Source organism: Variovorax sp. 278MFTsu5.1 (assembly GCF_048305045.1).
GTDB classification, from domain to species: Bacteria; Pseudomonadota; Gammaproteobacteria; order Burkholderiales; family Burkholderiaceae_C; genus Variovorax; species Variovorax guangxiensis.
The window spans coordinates 5,497,157-5,512,174 of the sequence record NZ_CP157622.1; the positions used below are offsets into that span (position 1 = coordinate 5,497,157).

Genomic DNA, 15,018 nt, shown 5'->3' on the forward strand with positions numbered 1-15,018 from the left:
CTAAAATGCCCGGTTCCCCCCGTCAGCCACTCCCGAAAGCGCCCTCCCCGATGTCCGCCCCGCGCAAGCTCTTCGTCACCACCGCCCTGCCGTACGCCAACGGCAAGTTCCACATCGGCCACATGATGGAGTACATCCAGGCCGACATCTGGGTGCGGAACCAGCGAATGAACGGTGCCGACGTCAACTTCGTGTGCGCCGACGACGCCCACGGCGCGGCCATCACCATCGCGGCCGACAAGGCCGGCGTGACGCCGCAGGCCTTCGTGGCCGAGATCGCCGCGGGCCGCAAGCCGTACCTCGACGGCTACTACATCTCCTTCGACAACTGGCACTCGACCGACGCGCCCGAGAACCACCAGCTCGCGCAGGGCATCTACCGCGACCTGCGCGCCAACGGCCTGATCAGTACCAAAAGCGTCGAGCAGTTCTACGACCCCGAAAAGGGCATGTTCCTGGCCGACCGCTTCATCAAGGGCGAGTGCCCCAACTGCCATTCGAAGGACCAGTACGGCGACAACTGCGAGGTGTGCGGCGCGGTGTACGCGCCCACCGAGCTGATCAACCCCTACTCGGCCCTCTCGGGCGCCAAGCCGGAGCTGCGCAGCTCCGAGCATTTCTTCTTCAAGCTGTCGGACCCGCGCTGCGAGGCCTACCTGAAGGAATGGACCGCCGCCGCCGGCCACGTGCAGCCCGAGGTGCAGAACAAGATCCGCGAGTGGCTCTACAAGGACGACGAGGGCAAGGGCGGCCTCGGCGACTGGGACATCAGCCGCGACGCGCCCTACTTCGGCATCGAGATTCCCGACGCTCCCGGCAAGTACTTCTATGTGTGGCTCGACGCCCCCGTGGGCTACCTGGCCTCGCTGAAGAACCTGCTGGACAAGCGCTGCATCGAGCTGGGCGGCGACGGCATCTCGTACACCGAGTACATGGCCGACCCCGAGCTGGAGCAGGTGCACTTCATCGGCAAGGACATCATCACCTTCCATACGCTCTTCTGGCCCGCGATGCTGCACTTCAGCGGCCGCAAGGCGCCCGACGCGGTGTACGTGCACGGCCACCTCACAGTGAGCGGCGAGAAGATGAGCAAGAGCCGCGGCACCGGCATCGACCCGATGAAGTACCTGGCCATCGGCCTGGACCCCGAATGGCTGCGCTACTACATCGCCGCCAAGCTCAACGGCCGCAACGAGGACATCGATTTCAACCCAGAGGACTTCGTCGCGCGCGTCAACAGCGACCTCGTGGGCAAGTACATCAACATCGCCAGCCGCGCGGCGGGCTTCATCGGCAAGCGCTTCGGCGGCAAGCTGGGCGAGGTCTCGGCCGACGGCGACGCGCTGCTGTTCACGCTGCGCGACGCGGCGGCGCAGCTGCATTCGCTCTACGACGGCCGCGACTACGCCCGAGCGCTGCGCGAGGTGATGGCGCTGGCCGACAAGGTCAACGAGTACGTCGACCAGAACAAGCCCTGGGAGCTGGCCAAGAAGGAAGGCGCCGAGGCGCGCCTGCACGACGTGTGCACCGTGTGCATCGAGGCCTTCCGCCTGCTCACGCTGTACCTGAAGCCGGTGCTGCCGGCGCTGGCGCTGAACGTCGAGGCCTTCCTGAAGATCTCGCCGCTGACCTGGGCCGACGCCGCGCAGCCGCTGCCCGCGGGCCATGCCATCGGCGAGTACAAGCACCTGATGCAGCGCGCCGACGCCAAGCTGGTCGACAAGCTCTTCGACGCGCCCGAACCGGCCGCCTCGGCAACTCCGGCCGCAGCCGAGGCGACGGAGCTGCCGGGCGGCGAAGCCATCGCGCCCACCATCGCCATCGACGACTTCGCGAAGATCGACCTGCGCATCGCGAAGATCGTGGCCTGCGAGAAGGTCGAAGGCTCGACCAAGCTGCTGCGCCTGACGCTGGACGCCGGCGAGGGCACCGACCCGCAGGGGAGTCCAATTCTTCGCAACGTGTTCAGCGGCATCGCCTCGTCCTACCAGCCCGAGCAGCTGGTGGGCAAGCTCACCGTGCTGGTCGCCAACCTCGCGCCGCGCAAGATGAAGTTCGGCGTGAGCGAAGGCATGGTGCTGGCCGCCAGCCATGGCGACGAGAAGGCCCACCCCGGCATCCACGTGCTCGAACCCTGGCCGGGCGCGACGCCAGGCATGCGGGTTCGCTGACCGGCTTCATTCAGGAAAAGGAACCGCCATGACAGCACTGCTGCGCCGAGCCCTTCTGCTTGCATCGCTTTCGTCCCTGCTGGGCGGCTGCGCGGTGGTGACGGTGGCCAGCACGGCGGTGAGCGTGGGCGCCGACGCTGTCGGGCTGGCTGCCGACGCGGCCATCGGCACGGCGCGCATCACGGGCAAGGCCGTGGGCGCGGCAGCCGATGCGGTGATTCCCGACAGCCAGTGAACAGGCCCGGCAGGCTCAGTCCGCCAGGCCCAACCGCGCCACGTGCGGCGGCGTGTGCAACGCCTTTTCCTTGCGCACGAATGCCGACCTGAGACCCGCATGCGGCTCTCGCGCGTCGAAGAAGTTGCGGCGCATGTGGGTCAACTCCTCGTCGCGGTAGCGCTGCAGCGGCTTGATCGACTCGTCCTGCTCGCGCATCGCTTTCTTCCGCGCGATGCGATCGGCCAGCTCCTGCGAAGCGGCCAGTTCCGCAGCCAGCCGGGCCACTTCGGCGCCCAGCTCCTCGGGCGCGGCCTGCAGCACGCGCTGCGCCATGCCGAGTTCGACCGCGCGCTTCGCGCTCACCGGCAGCGCCGACTGCGTGAGCCGCTGCGCCTCGCTCTCGCCCACGCGGCGCGGGAGGATGTAGGTCCAGTATTCCGAGCCGTGCAGGCCCATCAGCCTGTAGTGCGGGTTGAGCACGGCGCCGTCGCGGCACCAGACCTCGTCGGCCGCCAGCGCGAGCATCACGCCACCGGCCGCCGCGTTGCCGCCGAGCGCCGACACGGTGAGCCGGTCGGTGGTGGTCAGCACCGCCTCGACGAGGTCGTTCATCGCGTGGATGTTGGCCCAAGACTCCTCGGCCGGGTCCTCTGCCGCCTCGATCACGTTGAGGTGGATACCGTTGGAAAAGAAGTCGCGCACGCCGCCCAGCACCAGCACGGAGGTCGGCCGGGTGCAGGCGAAGCGGTAGGCCTCCAGCAGCCGGCGGCATTGCGCGGTGCTCATCGCGCCGCCCGGAAAGCTGAAGTTCAGAACGCCGACCGCGCCTTGCTCGCTGTAGCGAATGTCTGAGAAGGTACGACGGCCCGCCGGCAGCTGCAGCGGCGCCGGCACCTCGGGCACTTCGAAGGGCAGCAGGTCGCCCAGCGCCTCGACGGCCGGCAGCTTGTAGCTGGGCAGGCGCGAGCCGGGTTCGCGCCAGGGACGCAGCTGCTGGATCCACACCGCGCCGTCGACGGTGGCGCGGCAGATGGCGCCGGCGCGGGTGGCGATCAGCTCGCCGGGGCGGCTGCCGCGCAGCTCGTCCTCGGGATGGCCGCCGTGCAGGTACCAGCGCGCGCGCAGCAGCTCGTCGAGCACGCCGGGCTGCGAATCGGCCGCGCGCAGCTTGCGCAGCACCGCTTCGGTCGGGTCGGAGGTCCAGTCGATGCGCCGCTCTTCCTGTTTCATGAAGGGCCGCCAGCCGGCGGCCAGCGCGGCGGCCTCCTGCTTCTGCGGCTTGTGCCTGCCCGATGCGAAGCGCTCGACGGCGAGCAGCACGGCGTCGAGCGCCGCGTCGGCCACCTCGCCGCGGTACAGGTCGCTCTTGCCGGCCAGCGGCGGCAGCTTCAGCGGCGACCAGGCCCAGACGTCGCCCGCGTCCATCTCGGCCACGGCCTCGAGCACGGTGACGCCCCAGCTTTCGGCGGCGCCCTGCAGTGTCCAGTCGAGCGACGAGGGGCCCCGGTCGCCGGGCGGGCCGGGGTGCACGATCAGGCAGGTGTGGGCGGTCCAGATGTCTTGCGGGATCGCCGTGGTCAGCATCGGCGCCACGACGAGCTGCGGCGCATGCACCCGAACCGCCTCGCGCAGTGCGTCGTCGTTGCCGAGGGCCAGCGCCACGCCGACGGTGTGGCCACGGTCTTGGAGTTCGGCGAGAACCCGTTGCGTCAGGCTGTTGAACGCGCTCGCGACAAGCAGGATGTGCATCGGATGGCCCCGGTAATGTCAGCAACCAAATGTCAATGAATGTCAAAAATGTATCTGTAACCCTCGTTCCGGATAAGTTGACTGAAAGTTCGCACGGCGGCCTCGCCGCTGTTTTCATTCGACGTAGGAAAGCGGCAGCGCGGTGGTGAACTTGATTTCCTCCATCGCGAAGCTGGAGCTCACGTCCGACAGGTCGGTGTCGGCGGTCAGGCGCTTGTAGACCTTGTCGTAGGCCGCGATGTCGGGAACGACCACGCGCAGCAGGTAGTCGATGTCGCCGCTCATCCGGTAGAACTCGACGACCTCGGGAATCACGTCGACCACTGCCTTGAAGTGCTCGAACCAGGCCTGCGAGTGCGTGCGGGTGCGCACGGCGACGAACACGGTGACGCCCACGTTCACCTTCTGCGGGTCGACCAGCGTCACGCTGCGGGTGATGACGCCGGCCTCCTTCAGGCGCTGGATGCGGCGCCAGCACGGTGTCTGCGAAAGGCCGACCCGCGCGGCCAACTCGGCGACCTGCCATTCGGCGTTCTGCTGCAGCAGTTCGAGGATCTTTCGATCCATGGAATCAATTTTTATCTTCTTCATGTTTTTGAGAATCTGATTCTCAAATACTGAAGAATCGGAGCCTGGAACGCAAGCCTTTTCCCGGTGCGGCTTTGCAGAATCCTGTCCATGGAAATCTATCTGGACGCCAACGCCACCACCCCCGTGCTTGCCCAGGCCCGCGCCGCGGCGCTCGCCGCCATGGCCGGCGATTTCGGGAACCCCAGCAGCATCCACACCACCGGCCTAAAGGCCCGGGCGCTGATGGACGCCGTGCGCGCCCGCGCCCGCCGGGTGATCGGCGCGCCCTCGGGGCGGCTGCTGTTCCTCAGCGGCGCGACCGAAGGCATCCAGACCGCCGTGCTCTCGGCCCTGAGCGCGCTGCGCGCCCGGCGCCAGGCCGGCGACACCACCGCCGATCTGCTGCTCCATGGCGCGACCGAGCACAAGGCCGTGCCCGAGGCGCTCAGGCACTGGAACGCGCTGCTGGGCCTGAACCTGGAGGTGCTGGCCATTCCCGTGGGCCGCGACGGCCGCCACGATCTCGGCTGGCTGCGCGCCCATGCGCCGCGCGCCGGCATGGTCTGCACGATGGCCGCCAACAACGAGACCGGCGTGGTGAGCGACCTCGACGGCATCGCCGCCGCGCTCGCAAGCAGCCCGGCACTGTGGATGGTCGACAGCGTGCAGGCCCTCGGCAAGCTGCCGCTGTGGCTGGGCGAGCGGCCCATCGACTACGCGCCTTTCTCCGGCCACAAGCTCTATGCGCCCAAGGGCATCGGCATGCTGTACGTGCGCCAGGGCGCGCCCTTCACGCCGCTGATGGCCGGCGGCGGCCAGGAAGACTCGCTTCGCTCCGGCACCGAGAACATGTCGGGCATCGCGGCGCTGGGCGCCGTGCTGGAGGCGCTGGAGGAAGGCGGGACCTTCCAGGACCACGGCACGCTCGCCGCCTGCCGCGATCGCCTCGCCGCCGCGCTGCGCGACGCCTTCCCCGGCCTGGTGTTCAACGCGCCGCCCGAGCTGTCCCTGCCGACCACGCTGAACTTCTCGGTGCCCGGCCTGAGCTCGAAGCTGCTGCTGGACCTGTTCGACGCCGCCGACATGCGCGTCAGCGGCGGCTCCGCCTGCGGCGCATCGAAGGCCCGGCCGAGCTACGTGCTGGAGGCGATGGGGCTGCCCGCGTGGCGCACCGCATCGGCGGTGCGGCTGTCCTTCGGCCCGGCCGCCGACGATGCCTTCATCGACGAGGCATGCGCCCGCATCCGCGCATGCGGCGAATCGTTGCGCGACAGCTGCCTGAGCACCACGCCGCAGAGCCACGCGCTGCCGCCCGAGCGGCTGACCCGCTTCGTGGTCGATGGCGCCTGCTGCTACCTGCTGGCCGATGCCGCCAGCCGCCGCTGCGTGGTCATCGACCCGCTGCCCGAGCTGACCGGCCAGCTCACGCAATGGCTGGGCTGCCACGGGTACACGCTGGCCGCCGTGCTCGACACGCACAGCCATGGCGACCACGCCTCCTCCGGCCCCGAGCTGCTCGCCGCCGTGCCCGAATCGCAACGCGAGGCCGGCCCCGTGGACGCGCTCGGATGGCCGCAGGGCGCGCAGCAGATCGAGCTCGGCGCGCAGCGGCTCACCAGGCTGGCGCTGCCCGGCCACACCGCAGACTCGACCGCCTACCTGCTGCACGATGCCGGCGGCCTGCGCCTGGCCTTCGTCGGCGACACCCTGATGCCCGGCGCGCTGGGGCGCAGCGACTTCGCTCAGAGCGAGCCGCTGGCCTACGGCCCCTCGCTGCTCAAGCTGCAGCAGGCGCTGCAGCCGGGCACGCTGATGCTTCCGGGCCACGACTACGACGACCGCTTCGCCGCCACGCTGGACACCGAATGCGCGGCCCAGCCGCTGCTGAGGCAGGTGCTCTCCGGCGCCCTGGACGCGGCCGGCTTCGCGAGCGCCAAGGAGGCGCTGGAGCGCGGCCTCGCGCTCACCGAATACCAGACCATGGCCTGCGGCGCCCGTGTCGACACCTGCACCGCCGGCCCGGCCTTCGACCTGAGCCCCGAGGCCCTGTCCGCCCTGCAGCAGGGGCACCCCGGCCTCGTGCTGGTCGACGTGCGCGAGCCCTACGAGCAGCGTGTCGGCCACGCGCCCGTGCTGGACGCGGCGACCCGGCTGCAGGCCGTGCCGCTGTCGAGGCTGCCCAACGCCCTGCCCGACTGGCTGGCGCTGCCCGAAGAGACGCCGGTGGTGTTCTTCTGCCGCAGCGGCAACCGCAGCGCGCAGGCCGCCAAGGCTCTGCGCCGGCTGGGCCATGCGCAGGCCTGGAACCTGGCCGGAGGGCTCGCGCTGTGGCCGCGAGAATCATCCGCCGAAGCGCTGCATGCGCAGGCCGCCTGACCTCTTGAAAGCCCCAGTGAATCTACGCCGCGAACTTCTCCTCACCGCTTGCGCACTCGGCATGCTGCCGTCCGCCTTCGCCCAGCGCCGCACCGACTCCGTCGAAGGGCGCTTCGGCAAGCTCGACGGCATGCGCTTCGAGCAGTTGCCCTTCCAGGACGCGATCAAGGTCGTGCACGGCGACGGCAAGCGGCAGATCGCGGTGTTCTCCGACCCGAATTGCGGCCATTGCAAGCGCGTCGACAAGGACCTGAAGGCGCTCGGCAACGTCACGGTGCACGTGTTTCTCTATCCGGTGCTGGGCGAGGATTCGTCGGCCAAGGCGCGCAATCTGTGGTGCGGCGGCAGGGACAGGGCCGCAGCGTGGGAAGCCTGGATCGAGAAAGGCGCCGAGCCCGCATCATCCGCCGGCGGCTGCGACACGTCGGCGCTGCAGCGCAATGCCGCGCTCGGGCGCAGGCTGGGCATCCGGGGCACGCCCGCGCTGGTCTTCGGCGACGGCACCTTCGTGCCTGGTGCGATTCCCGTGCGCTGGATCGAGCAATTGCTCGCGACCGGCCGGAGCTAGGGGGCTTCGGTACCGCGATCAGGTGACGAGCCGCTGCGCACCACGCGCTGGTCGTCGTCGAGCGTGGCGGTGAAGACCATGGACGAGTTCGGCGGCTGCACCCAGCGCCATTCCCATTCGGTCTCGCGCCTGAGCGCGTAAGGCGTGACCTTGGCGGGCTTGCCCAGCATCTTGCGCAGGTCTTCCATCATCATGCCGGGCTGCACCTTGGCGAAGTTCTCGGGCGTGAGCACCTGCCGCAGGGCGCTCATCTTCCCGTCGGTGCCGATGGTGATCATGTAGTTCTTCTGGCCCGCGGGCTGGCGGTTGTACTCGAACACGCGCGCACCGCCCGCGCCGTCCCAGATGTTCTCGGGCTGGCCGAAGCGGGCCCGCACGTCGGCCTCGGTGGAGACGCCTTCCTCCAGCTCGCCGATGTTCTTCGAGTCGCATGCGGCGAGCCCGATCGCAGCCGCCAGACACCCGATTGCCATGCCGATCCGCCACCCTTGAAGTTGCTTCATGCCGTCCCCGGTAAAATTCGCGCCGATTAAAGGTCCAGTCTATGTCCATCTTCCGCCGCCCCCACTACACCTCCGAGATCACGAACTTCATCGAGGAGATGAAGGAAAAGAAGCCGACGCTGGAGGCCGAGCAGCGCGCCGGCCGCGCCCTGCTGTGGGACAAGCACCTCGACCGCGGCCTGCTGGAGGAATACAGCGAAGCCCGCGTGCCCCAGCAGCCCTACGTCTACCAGACCCAGACCAAGTAAGCCATTCGCCGATGCCGAATTGGCAGCAAATCCCCGTCCGCATTGCGTCGGCCGCTATTGAAACGGTAGCGCCGGCACGATGAACAGCGACGAGGACAACGGCACGCTGGTGGTCGACATGCCCGAGGTGGTCGACCAGGTCGCGCTCGCGAGGCTCTATGGAGAGCCGCTGTTCGCGATGCCGAAGGACCTGTACATCCCGCCCGAGGCGCTGCAGGTGTTCCTGGAGGCCTTCGAGGGCCCGCTCGACCTGCTGCTCTACCTGATCCGCAAGCAGAACTTCAACATCCTCGACATCCCGATGGCGGGGCTCACGCGGCAGTACCTGAGCTACGTCGACGAGATCCGCCAGAGCAACCTCGAGCTCGCGGCCGAGTATTTGCTGATGGCCGCGATGCTGATCGAGATCAAGTCGCGCATGCTGCTGCCGCCCAAGAAGGTGGCCGACGGCGAAGAGGCCGAAGACCCGCGCGCCGAACTCGTGCGCCGCCTGCTCGAGTACGAGCAGACCAAGCTGCAGGCCGCCGCCATCAGCGCCATGCCGCAGTACGGGCGCGACTTCTGGAAGGCGCAGGTCTACATCGAGCAGTCGCTGAAGCCGCGCTTTCCCGACGTGGACGTGATCGAGCTGCGCGACGCGTGGGCCGACATCATGAAGCGCGCCAAGCTCGTGCAGCACCACAAGATCTCGCGCGAGGAACTCAACGTGCGCGAGCACATGAGCATCGTGCTGCGCCACCTGCAGGGCCAGCGCTTCGTGGAGTTCGAGAAGCTCTTCGACGTGTCGCGCGGCGTGCCGGTGCTGATCGTCACCTTCATCGCGATGCTGGAGCTCGCGAAGGAGACGCTGATCGAGATCACGCAGGCGGAAGCCTTCGCTCCCATCTACGTCCGGCTGGCGTACTCACCTTCCTGATCCATCCCGTGCGCGACTTCGACGTCCTCATCGTCGGCAGCGGACTGGCCGGCCTCTCCGCCGCGCTGCACCTGGCGCCCACGCACCGCGTGGCCGTGCTGACCAAGCGCGCGCTGAACGCTGGCTCCAGCGCCTGGGCGCAGGGCGGCATCGCGGCGGTGCTGGCCGCGGGCGACAGCTTCGATGCGCACGTCGAAGACACGCTGATTGCCGGCGCCGGCCTGTGCGACCCCGAGGCCACGCGCTTCGTGGTCGAGCACGCGCCCGAGTCCATCGGCTGGCTGCGCGAGCTGGGCGTGCCCTTCTCGGAAGAAGATGGCGGCCTGCACCTGACGCGCGAAGGCGGCCACAGCCAGCGCCGCATCGTGCACGTCACCGACGCCACCGGTGCGGCGGTGCAGCAGGTGCTGATCGAACGGGTGCGCCGCACGCCGAACATCGCGCTGTTCGAGAACCACACGCTGGTCGACCTCATCACCGGTCCGAAGATCGGACTCGACGACCCTGCCTGCCTGGGCCTCTACGCACTCGACGGCGAAACCGACGAGGTGCTGGCCTTCCGCGCGCCGCACACCATCCTGGCCACCGGCGGCGCGGGCAAGGTGTATCTCTACACGACCAATCCGGACACGGCCACCGGCGACGGCATCGCCGCCGCGTGGCGCGCGGGCTGCCGGGTGTCGAATATGGAGTTCATCCAGTTCCACCCGACCTGCCTGTACCACCCGCACGCGAAGTCCTTCCTGATCAGCGAGGCGGTGCGCGGCGAAGGCGGCCTGCTGAAGCTGCCCGATGGAACCCGCTTCATGCCGAAGCACGACGAGCGCGCCGAACTGGCCCCGCGCGACGTGGTGGCCCGCGCCATCGACTTCGAGATGAAGAAGCACGGCCTGGACTGCGTGTACCTCGACATCTCGCACCAGCCGGCCGCGTTCCTGAAGGAGCACTTCCCCAACATCCTGGCGCGCTGCCTGGAGCTGGGCATCGACATCACGCGCGAGCCCATTCCGGTGGTGCCCGCCGCGCACTACACCTGCGGCGGCGTGCTCAGCGACCTGAGCGGGCGCACCGACATCCCGGGCCTCTACGCCATCGGCGAGACCGCCTGCACCGGCCTGCACGGCGCGAACCGGCTTGCGAGCAACTCGCTGGTGGAGTGCATGGTGTTCGCGCGCGCGGCGGCCGGCGCCATCGCCTCGGCACCGGTGCGCGAACTCGCCGAACTGCCCGCCTGGGACGACAGCCGCGTCACCGACGCCGACGAGACCGTGGTCATCTCCCACAACTGGGACGAGCTGCGCCGTTTCATGTGGGACTACGTCGGCATCGTGCGCACCAACAAGCGCCTGGAGCGCGCGAGCCACCGCATCGCGCTGCTGCAGGCCGAGATCCAGGAGTTCTACGCGAACTTCCACGTCACGCGCGACCTGCTCGAGCTGCGCAACCTGGTGCAGGTGGCCGAGCTGATCGTGCGTTCCGCTCAGGCCCGCCACGAGAGCCGTGGCCTGCATTTCAGCCGCGACTACCCCTCGCTCGCCGAGCCCACCGCACCCACGGTGCTGGCGCCTCCGGCAGACCGATAACCCCCACCCGTTCGTTTTTCTTCACTCAAGGATGCCCGGCCACCGACGCCCGCAGGGAGAAACCCAACCATGTCGAACATCACGCCCACCCCCGCCGCCACCGAAGCACCGCCGGCCTCGCCCTACGGCACGCTGCCGCCGGCCTCCCCGCCCGCGTCGCGCAAGCCGGTGAGCCTGCCGAGGCTGGCCGACATGCACGCGCGCGGCGAGAAGATCGCGATGCTCACCGCCTACGACGCTACCTTCGCCGCCATGGCCGACGCGGCCGGCGTCGACTGCCTGCTTGTCGGCGACTCGCTCGGCATGGTCTGCCAGGGCCTGAACAGCACCGTGGGCGTGAGCCTGGACACCATGCGCTATCACACCGACAGCGTCTCGCGCGGCCTGCGCCGCGTGCAGGGCACGGCCTGGCTCATCGCCGACCTGCCCTTCGGCAGCTACCAGGAGTCGCGCGAACAGGCGCTGCGCAGCGCCACCGTGCTGATGCAGGCCGGTGCGCACATGGTCAAGCTCGAAGGCGGCGGCTGGACCACCGACACGGTGCGCTTCCTGGTCGAGCGCGGCATTCCCGTGTGCGCCCACCTCGGCCTGACGCCGCAGACGGTGCATGCGCTGGGCGGCTACCGCGTCCAGGGCAAGGGCGACACGGCCGGCGCACTGCTGAAGCAGCAGGCCCATGAACTGCAGGACGCGGGCGCCGCGATGCTGGTGCTCGAGATGGTGCCGGCCGCGCTGGCCGCCGAACTCACCGCAGAGTTGAAGCACTGCGCCACCATCGGCATCGGCGCCGGCAAGGCCACCGCCGGACAGGTGCTCGTGCTGCACGACATGCTGGGCATCAACCTCGGGAAGATGCCGAAGTTCGTGCGCAACTTCATGGCCGACGCGCCGGGCGTGCTGCCCGCGCTCAAGGCTTACGTGCAGGCCGTCAAGGACGGCAGCTTCCCCGACGACCGACTCCACGCCTGGTAAGGAAGGAAACCCTCATGTACATCGCACACACCATCGCCGAACTGCGCGATCACCTGGCCGCCTTCAGGCGTCCCGCCTTCGTCCCGACCATGGGCAACCTGCACGACGGCCACCTGGCCCTGGTGAAGCAGGCGAAGCCGCTGGGCGACGTGACGGTGGCCAGCATCTTCGTGAACCGCCTGCAGTTCCTGCCCCACGAAGATTTCGACACCTACCCACGCACCTGGGAGAGCGACTGCGAGAAGCTGCGCTCGGCCGGCTGCGACGTGCTGTTCGCGCCCGACGAGAAGGCGCTCTACCCGGAGCCCCAGACCTGCAAGGTGCACCCCGACCCGGCGCTGGCCGACATCCTCGAAGGCCACTTCCGCCCGGGCTTCTTCGTCGGCGTGTGCACGGTGGTGATGAAGCTCTTCCAGTGCGTGCAGCCGCGCGTGGCCGTGTTCGGCAAGAAGGACTACCAGCAGCTGATGATGATCCGGCACATGGTCCGGCAGTTCGCGCTGCCCATCGAGATCGTGGGCGGCGAGACCTTCCGCGCCGACGACGGCCTCGCGCTCTCGTCGCGCAACGGCTACCTCAGCGAGAGCGAACGTGCCGAGGCGGTGCAGCTGTCGAAGGCGCTGAAGGCGATGGCCGAGGCGGTGCGCTCGGGCGAGCGCGACCTCGGCGCGATCGAGGCCCGCGCCATGCAGGCGCTCGCGCAGCGCGGCTGGCAGCCCGACTACCTGGTGCTGCGCCGCCGCTCCGACCTGCAGGCGCCGGCTGCCGGCGAGCCGCTGGTGGCGCTGGCCGCCGCGCGGCTGGGCAGCACGCGGCTGATCGACAACCTCGAGATCGAGACGGCTGCCCCATGACCTACAGCGTCAAGGAAATCTTCTACACGCTGCAGGGCGAAGGCGGACAGGCCGGCATGCCGGCCGTGTTCTGCCGCTTCGCGGGCTGCAACCTCTGGACAGGCCGCGAGGAAGACCGCGCCTCGGCCATTTGCCGTTTCTGCGACACCGATTTCGTCGGCACCGACGGCACGCTGGGCGGCAAGTTCAAGACCGCCGACCTGCTGGCCGACACCATCGCCGCGCAATGGCCTGCCACCGATGCCGACCACCGGCTGGTGGTGCTGACCGGCGGCGAGCCGCTGCTGCAGGTCGACAAGGCGCTGGTCGACGCGCTGCACGCGCGGCGCTTCCGCATCGCCGTGGAGAGCAACGGCACGGTCGAGGCGCCCGAGGGCATCGACTGGCTGTGCATCAGCCCCAAGGCCGGCGCGCCATGGGTGCAGCGGCGCGGGCAGGAGCTGAAACTGGTGTGGCCTCAGCCAGGCATCGACCTCGACGCCATGGCACGCACCGGCGAATTCACGCACCGCTTCCTGCAGCCCATGGACGGGCCCGACCGCGTCGCGAACACCGAGCTGTGCATTGCCGAATGCATGAAGCAGCCCGTGTGGCGCCTGAGCGTGCAGACCCACAAGATCACCGGCATCCGCTGAGGCGGAACCCTTTTCCCCGAGTTTTTGTTTTTGACGATGCGATTCACCATCAGCCAACGCTTTTTCTTCGACGCCGCCCACACGCTCAAGCGCGAGATCGAGGCCGAAGGCAGCCGCCGTATCCACGGCCATACCTATCACGCGGAGGTGTGGCTCTCGGGCGAGCGCGATCCTGTGACCGGCATGGTGATCGACCTGGGCCTGCTGCGCCGCCGGCTCGAGGACGTGCGCGAGCAGCTCGACCACCACCTGCTGGACGACGTGCCGGGGCTGCATCCGCCGACGCTGGAGAACCTGTGCGTGTTCATCGCGGATGCGCTGCCGGACCTGCGGCCCTCGCTGGCGCGCGTGCGGGTGTGGCGCGAGGCGATGGGCGATTCCTGCACCGTGGATTTCTAGGGGCTTGCTCCCTCTCCCCTCGGGGAGAGGGTTGGGGTGAGGGCTGACGGCGTCGAAGGCCACGCGGTGTTGTAAGGCCCAAGACCCTCACCCTAACCCTCTCCCGCACACGGGAGAGGGAACAACACCTCAGGCGGCGCCGATGCCCGCCACCAGGCTCCCCGGCGCCAGCCCGTTCTTCAACCCGGCCGTGAACGCCAGCATCCGATCGATCGGCACCCGCGCCCGCAGCCCCAGCGCCGGATCGACGTGAATCTCCCCCGCCCCCGTCTCCAGCGCATTCGCCAGCTCCACCAGTCCGTTCATCGCCATCCACGGGCAATGCGCGCAGCTCTTGCAGGTGCCGCCGTTGCCGGCCGTGGGCGCCTCGATGAAGACCTTGCCGGGATTCAGCGTGCGCAGCTTGTGCAGCATGCCGCTGTCGGTGGCGACGATGAACTCCCTGGCGTCCATGCGCTGCGCCGCGTTGAGGATGGCCGAGGTGGAACCGACCGCATCGGCCAGCGCGATCACGTCGGAAGGCGACTCGGGGTGCACCAGCACCTTGGCCTTCGGGTGCTCCTTCATGAGCAGCTCGAGCTCCAGCGCCTTGAACTCGTCGTGCACGATGCAGGCGCCGTTCCAGCTGACCATGTCGGCGCCGGTCTGGCGGCGGATGTAGTCGCCCAGGTGGCGATCGGGCCCCCACAGGATCTTCTGCCCCGCCGCATGCAGCGCGTTCACCACGTCGAGCGCGCAGCTGGAAGTGACCAGCCAGTCGGCGCGCGCCTTCACGGCCGCGCTGGTGTTGGCGTAGACGACCACCGTGCGGTCGGGATGCTGGTCGCAGAAGGCGCTGAACTGGTCGACGGGGCAGCCCAGGTCGAGCGAGCAGTTCGCGTCGAGATCGGGCATCAGCACGCGCTTTTCGGGCGAGAGGATCTTCGAGGTCTCGCCCATGAAGCGCACGCCCGACACCACCAGCGTCTGCGCGGCGTGGTCGCGGCCGAAGCGCGCCATCTCGAGCGAGTCGCTCACGATGCCGCCGGTTTCCTCGGCGAGGTCCTGCAGGTCGGGGTGCACGTAGAAGTGCGAGACCATCACCGCATTGCGCTCGCGCAGCAGGCGACGGATGCGCTCCTTCAGCGCGATGCGCTCGTCGGGCGATGGCTCGGGCGGCACGCGCGCCCAGGCGTGGCGGGTGTCGCAGACGGCGCCGGCCCTGGTTCCGGCGGGCTGCTCGTAGTCGACGTCGATGACCGTGGACGGCATGGGCGG

The 15,018-nt window shown here is 69.0% G+C and carries 15 protein-coding genes; 11 read left to right on the top strand and 4 right to left on the bottom strand.

Annotation, left to right across the window (positions count from 1 at the left end):
- Nucleotides 1-50: 50 nt before the first annotated feature.
- Both metG and ABL844_RS25460 read left to right on the top strand, forming a co-directional pair.
- A complete protein-coding gene (gene metG, locus ABL844_RS25455) occupies nt 51-2,171 on the top strand; it encodes a methionine--tRNA ligase (protein WP_418129459.1) in 2,121 nt (706 codons plus the stop codon).
- Nucleotides 2,172-2,199: 28 nt separating this feature from the next.
- On the top strand, nt 2,200-2,406 hold the full coding sequence (locus ABL844_RS25460) for a hypothetical protein (RefSeq protein WP_418129461.1): 207 nt from the start codon (nt 2,200-2,202) through the stop codon (nt 2,404-2,406).
- Between the two features lie 15 nt (nt 2,407-2,421).
- Here ABL844_RS25460 and ABL844_RS25465 read toward each other — a convergent pair whose 3' ends face one another.
- Nucleotides 2,422-4,137, bottom strand: a complete 1,716-nt coding sequence (locus ABL844_RS25465) for an enoyl-CoA hydratase-related protein (RefSeq protein WP_418129463.1) — start codon at nt 4,135-4,137, stop codon at nt 2,422-2,424.
- Nucleotides 4,138-4,251: 114 nt separating this feature from the next.
- Nucleotides 4,252-4,713 (bottom strand): Lrp/AsnC family transcriptional regulator, encoded by a 462-nt coding sequence (locus ABL844_RS25470; RefSeq protein ID WP_418131954.1) that lies wholly within the window; start codon nt 4,711-4,713, stop codon nt 4,252-4,254.
- 102 nt (nt 4,714-4,815) lie between these two features.
- On the opposite strand from ABL844_RS25470, the gene ABL844_RS25475 reads away from it, so the two are divergent.
- Both ABL844_RS25475 and ABL844_RS25480 read left to right on the top strand, forming a co-directional pair.
- The gene (locus ABL844_RS25475; protein WP_418129464.1) at nt 4,816-7,083 is read left to right on the top strand and encodes an aminotransferase class V-fold PLP-dependent enzyme; all 2,268 of its coding nucleotides are present in this window, start codon (nt 4,816-4,818) and stop codon (nt 7,081-7,083) included.
- Between the two features lie 61 nt (nt 7,084-7,144).
- A complete protein-coding gene (locus ABL844_RS25480; RefSeq protein WP_418129466.1) occupies nt 7,145-7,651 on the top strand; it encodes a DsbC family protein in 507 nt (168 codons plus the stop codon).
- Here the strand turns inward: ABL844_RS25480 and ABL844_RS25485 are convergent.
- The gene (locus tag ABL844_RS25485) at nt 7,648-8,124 is read right to left on the bottom strand and encodes an outer membrane protein assembly factor BamE (protein ID WP_418129468.1); all 477 of its coding nucleotides are present in this window, start codon (nt 8,122-8,124) and stop codon (nt 7,648-7,650) included. The two genes, ABL844_RS25480 and ABL844_RS25485, sit on opposite strands and share 4 nt — an antisense overlap.
- A gap of 71 nt (nt 8,125-8,195) precedes the next feature.
- Here ABL844_RS25485 and ABL844_RS25490 point away from each other — a divergent pair, with 71 nt between their 5' ends.
- The 7 genes from ABL844_RS25490 (at nt 8,196) to ABL844_RS25520 (ending at nt 13,761) form a co-directional block, all read left to right on the top strand.
- Entirely contained in the window at nt 8,196-8,402 is a 207-nt protein-coding gene (locus tag ABL844_RS25490; RefSeq protein WP_126024735.1) for a DUF3460 family protein, read from the top strand.
- A 79-nt stretch (nt 8,403-8,481) separates the two neighbouring features.
- Nucleotides 8,482-9,318, top strand: coding sequence for a segregation and condensation protein A (locus ABL844_RS25495; RefSeq protein WP_019656612.1), 837 nt, complete (start codon nt 8,482-8,484; stop codon nt 9,316-9,318).
- Between the two features lie 8 nt (nt 9,319-9,326).
- Nucleotides 9,327-10,901: an L-aspartate oxidase gene (gene nadB, locus ABL844_RS25500; protein ID WP_418129469.1), complete on the top strand. Its 1,575-nt coding sequence runs from the start codon at nt 9,327-9,329 to the stop codon at nt 10,899-10,901.
- Nucleotides 10,902-10,970: 69 nt separating this feature from the next.
- On the top strand, nt 10,971-11,873 hold the full coding sequence (panB, locus tag ABL844_RS25505; protein ID WP_418129471.1) for a 3-methyl-2-oxobutanoate hydroxymethyltransferase: 903 nt from the start codon (nt 10,971-10,973) through the stop codon (nt 11,871-11,873).
- Between the two features lie 14 nt (nt 11,874-11,887).
- The gene (gene panC / locus ABL844_RS25510; RefSeq protein WP_418122371.1) at nt 11,888-12,727 is read left to right on the top strand and encodes a pantoate--beta-alanine ligase; all 840 of its coding nucleotides are present in this window, start codon (nt 11,888-11,890) and stop codon (nt 12,725-12,727) included.
- On the top strand, nt 12,724-13,362 hold the full coding sequence (gene queE, locus ABL844_RS25515; protein WP_418129473.1) for a 7-carboxy-7-deazaguanine synthase: 639 nt from the start codon (nt 12,724-12,726) through the stop codon (nt 13,360-13,362). The genes panC and queE overlap by 4 nt, the downstream gene beginning before the upstream one ends.
- Nucleotides 13,363-13,398: 36 nt before the next feature.
- Nucleotides 13,399-13,761 carry a 6-carboxytetrahydropterin synthase gene (locus ABL844_RS25520; RefSeq protein WP_418129475.1) on the top strand — a complete coding sequence of 121 codons (363 nt, stop codon included), beginning with the start codon at nt 13,399-13,401 and terminating at the stop codon, nt 13,759-13,761.
- Between the two features lie 129 nt (nt 13,762-13,890).
- On the opposite strand, the gene nadA is transcribed toward ABL844_RS25520, so the two are convergent.
- Nucleotides 13,891-15,012, bottom strand: a complete 1,122-nt coding sequence (gene nadA, locus ABL844_RS25525; RefSeq protein ID WP_369661016.1) for a quinolinate synthase NadA — start codon at nt 15,010-15,012, stop codon at nt 13,891-13,893.
- Nucleotides 15,013-15,018 lie beyond the last annotated feature (6 nt).

Excerpts from the sequence above, each read along its gene's own strand:
- metG (WP_418129459.1), top strand. The coding sequence starts at position 51 with ATGTCCGCCCCGCGCAAGCTCTTCGTCACCACCGCCCTGCCGTACGCC.
- ABL844_RS25460 (WP_418129461.1), top strand. The coding sequence starts at position 2,200 with ATGACAGCACTGCTGCGCCGAGCCCTTCTGCTTGCATCGCTTTCGTCC.
- ABL844_RS25465 (WP_418129463.1), bottom strand. The coding sequence starts at position 4,137 with ATGCACATCCTGCTTGTCGCGAGCGCGTTCAACAGCCTGACGCAACGG.
- ABL844_RS25475 (WP_418129464.1), top strand. The coding sequence starts at position 4,816 with ATGGAAATCTATCTGGACGCCAACGCCACCACCCCCGTGCTTGCCCAG.
- ABL844_RS25480 (WP_418129466.1), top strand. The coding sequence starts at position 7,145 with ATGCTGCCGTCCGCCTTCGCCCAGCGCCGCACCGACTCCGTCGAAGGG.
- ABL844_RS25485 (WP_418129468.1), bottom strand. The coding sequence starts at position 8,124 with ATGGCAATCGGGTGTCTGGCGGCTGCGATCGGGCTCGCCGCATGCGAC.
- ABL844_RS25490 (WP_126024735.1), top strand. The coding sequence starts at position 8,196 with ATGTCCATCTTCCGCCGCCCCCACTACACCTCCGAGATCACGAACTTC.
- ABL844_RS25495 (WP_019656612.1), top strand. The coding sequence starts at position 8,482 with ATGAACAGCGACGAGGACAACGGCACGCTGGTGGTCGACATGCCCGAG.
- panB (WP_418129471.1), top strand. The coding sequence starts at position 10,971 with ATGTCGAACATCACGCCCACCCCCGCCGCCACCGAAGCACCGCCGGCC.
- panC (WP_418122371.1), top strand. The coding sequence starts at position 11,888 with ATGTACATCGCACACACCATCGCCGAACTGCGCGATCACCTGGCCGCC.
- queE (WP_418129473.1), top strand. The coding sequence starts at position 12,724 with ATGACCTACAGCGTCAAGGAAATCTTCTACACGCTGCAGGGCGAAGGC.
- ABL844_RS25520 (WP_418129475.1), top strand. The coding sequence starts at position 13,399 with ATGCGATTCACCATCAGCCAACGCTTTTTCTTCGACGCCGCCCACACG.
- nadA (WP_369661016.1), bottom strand. The coding sequence starts at position 15,012 with ATGCCGTCCACGGTCATCGACGTCGACTACGAGCAGCCCGCCGGAACC.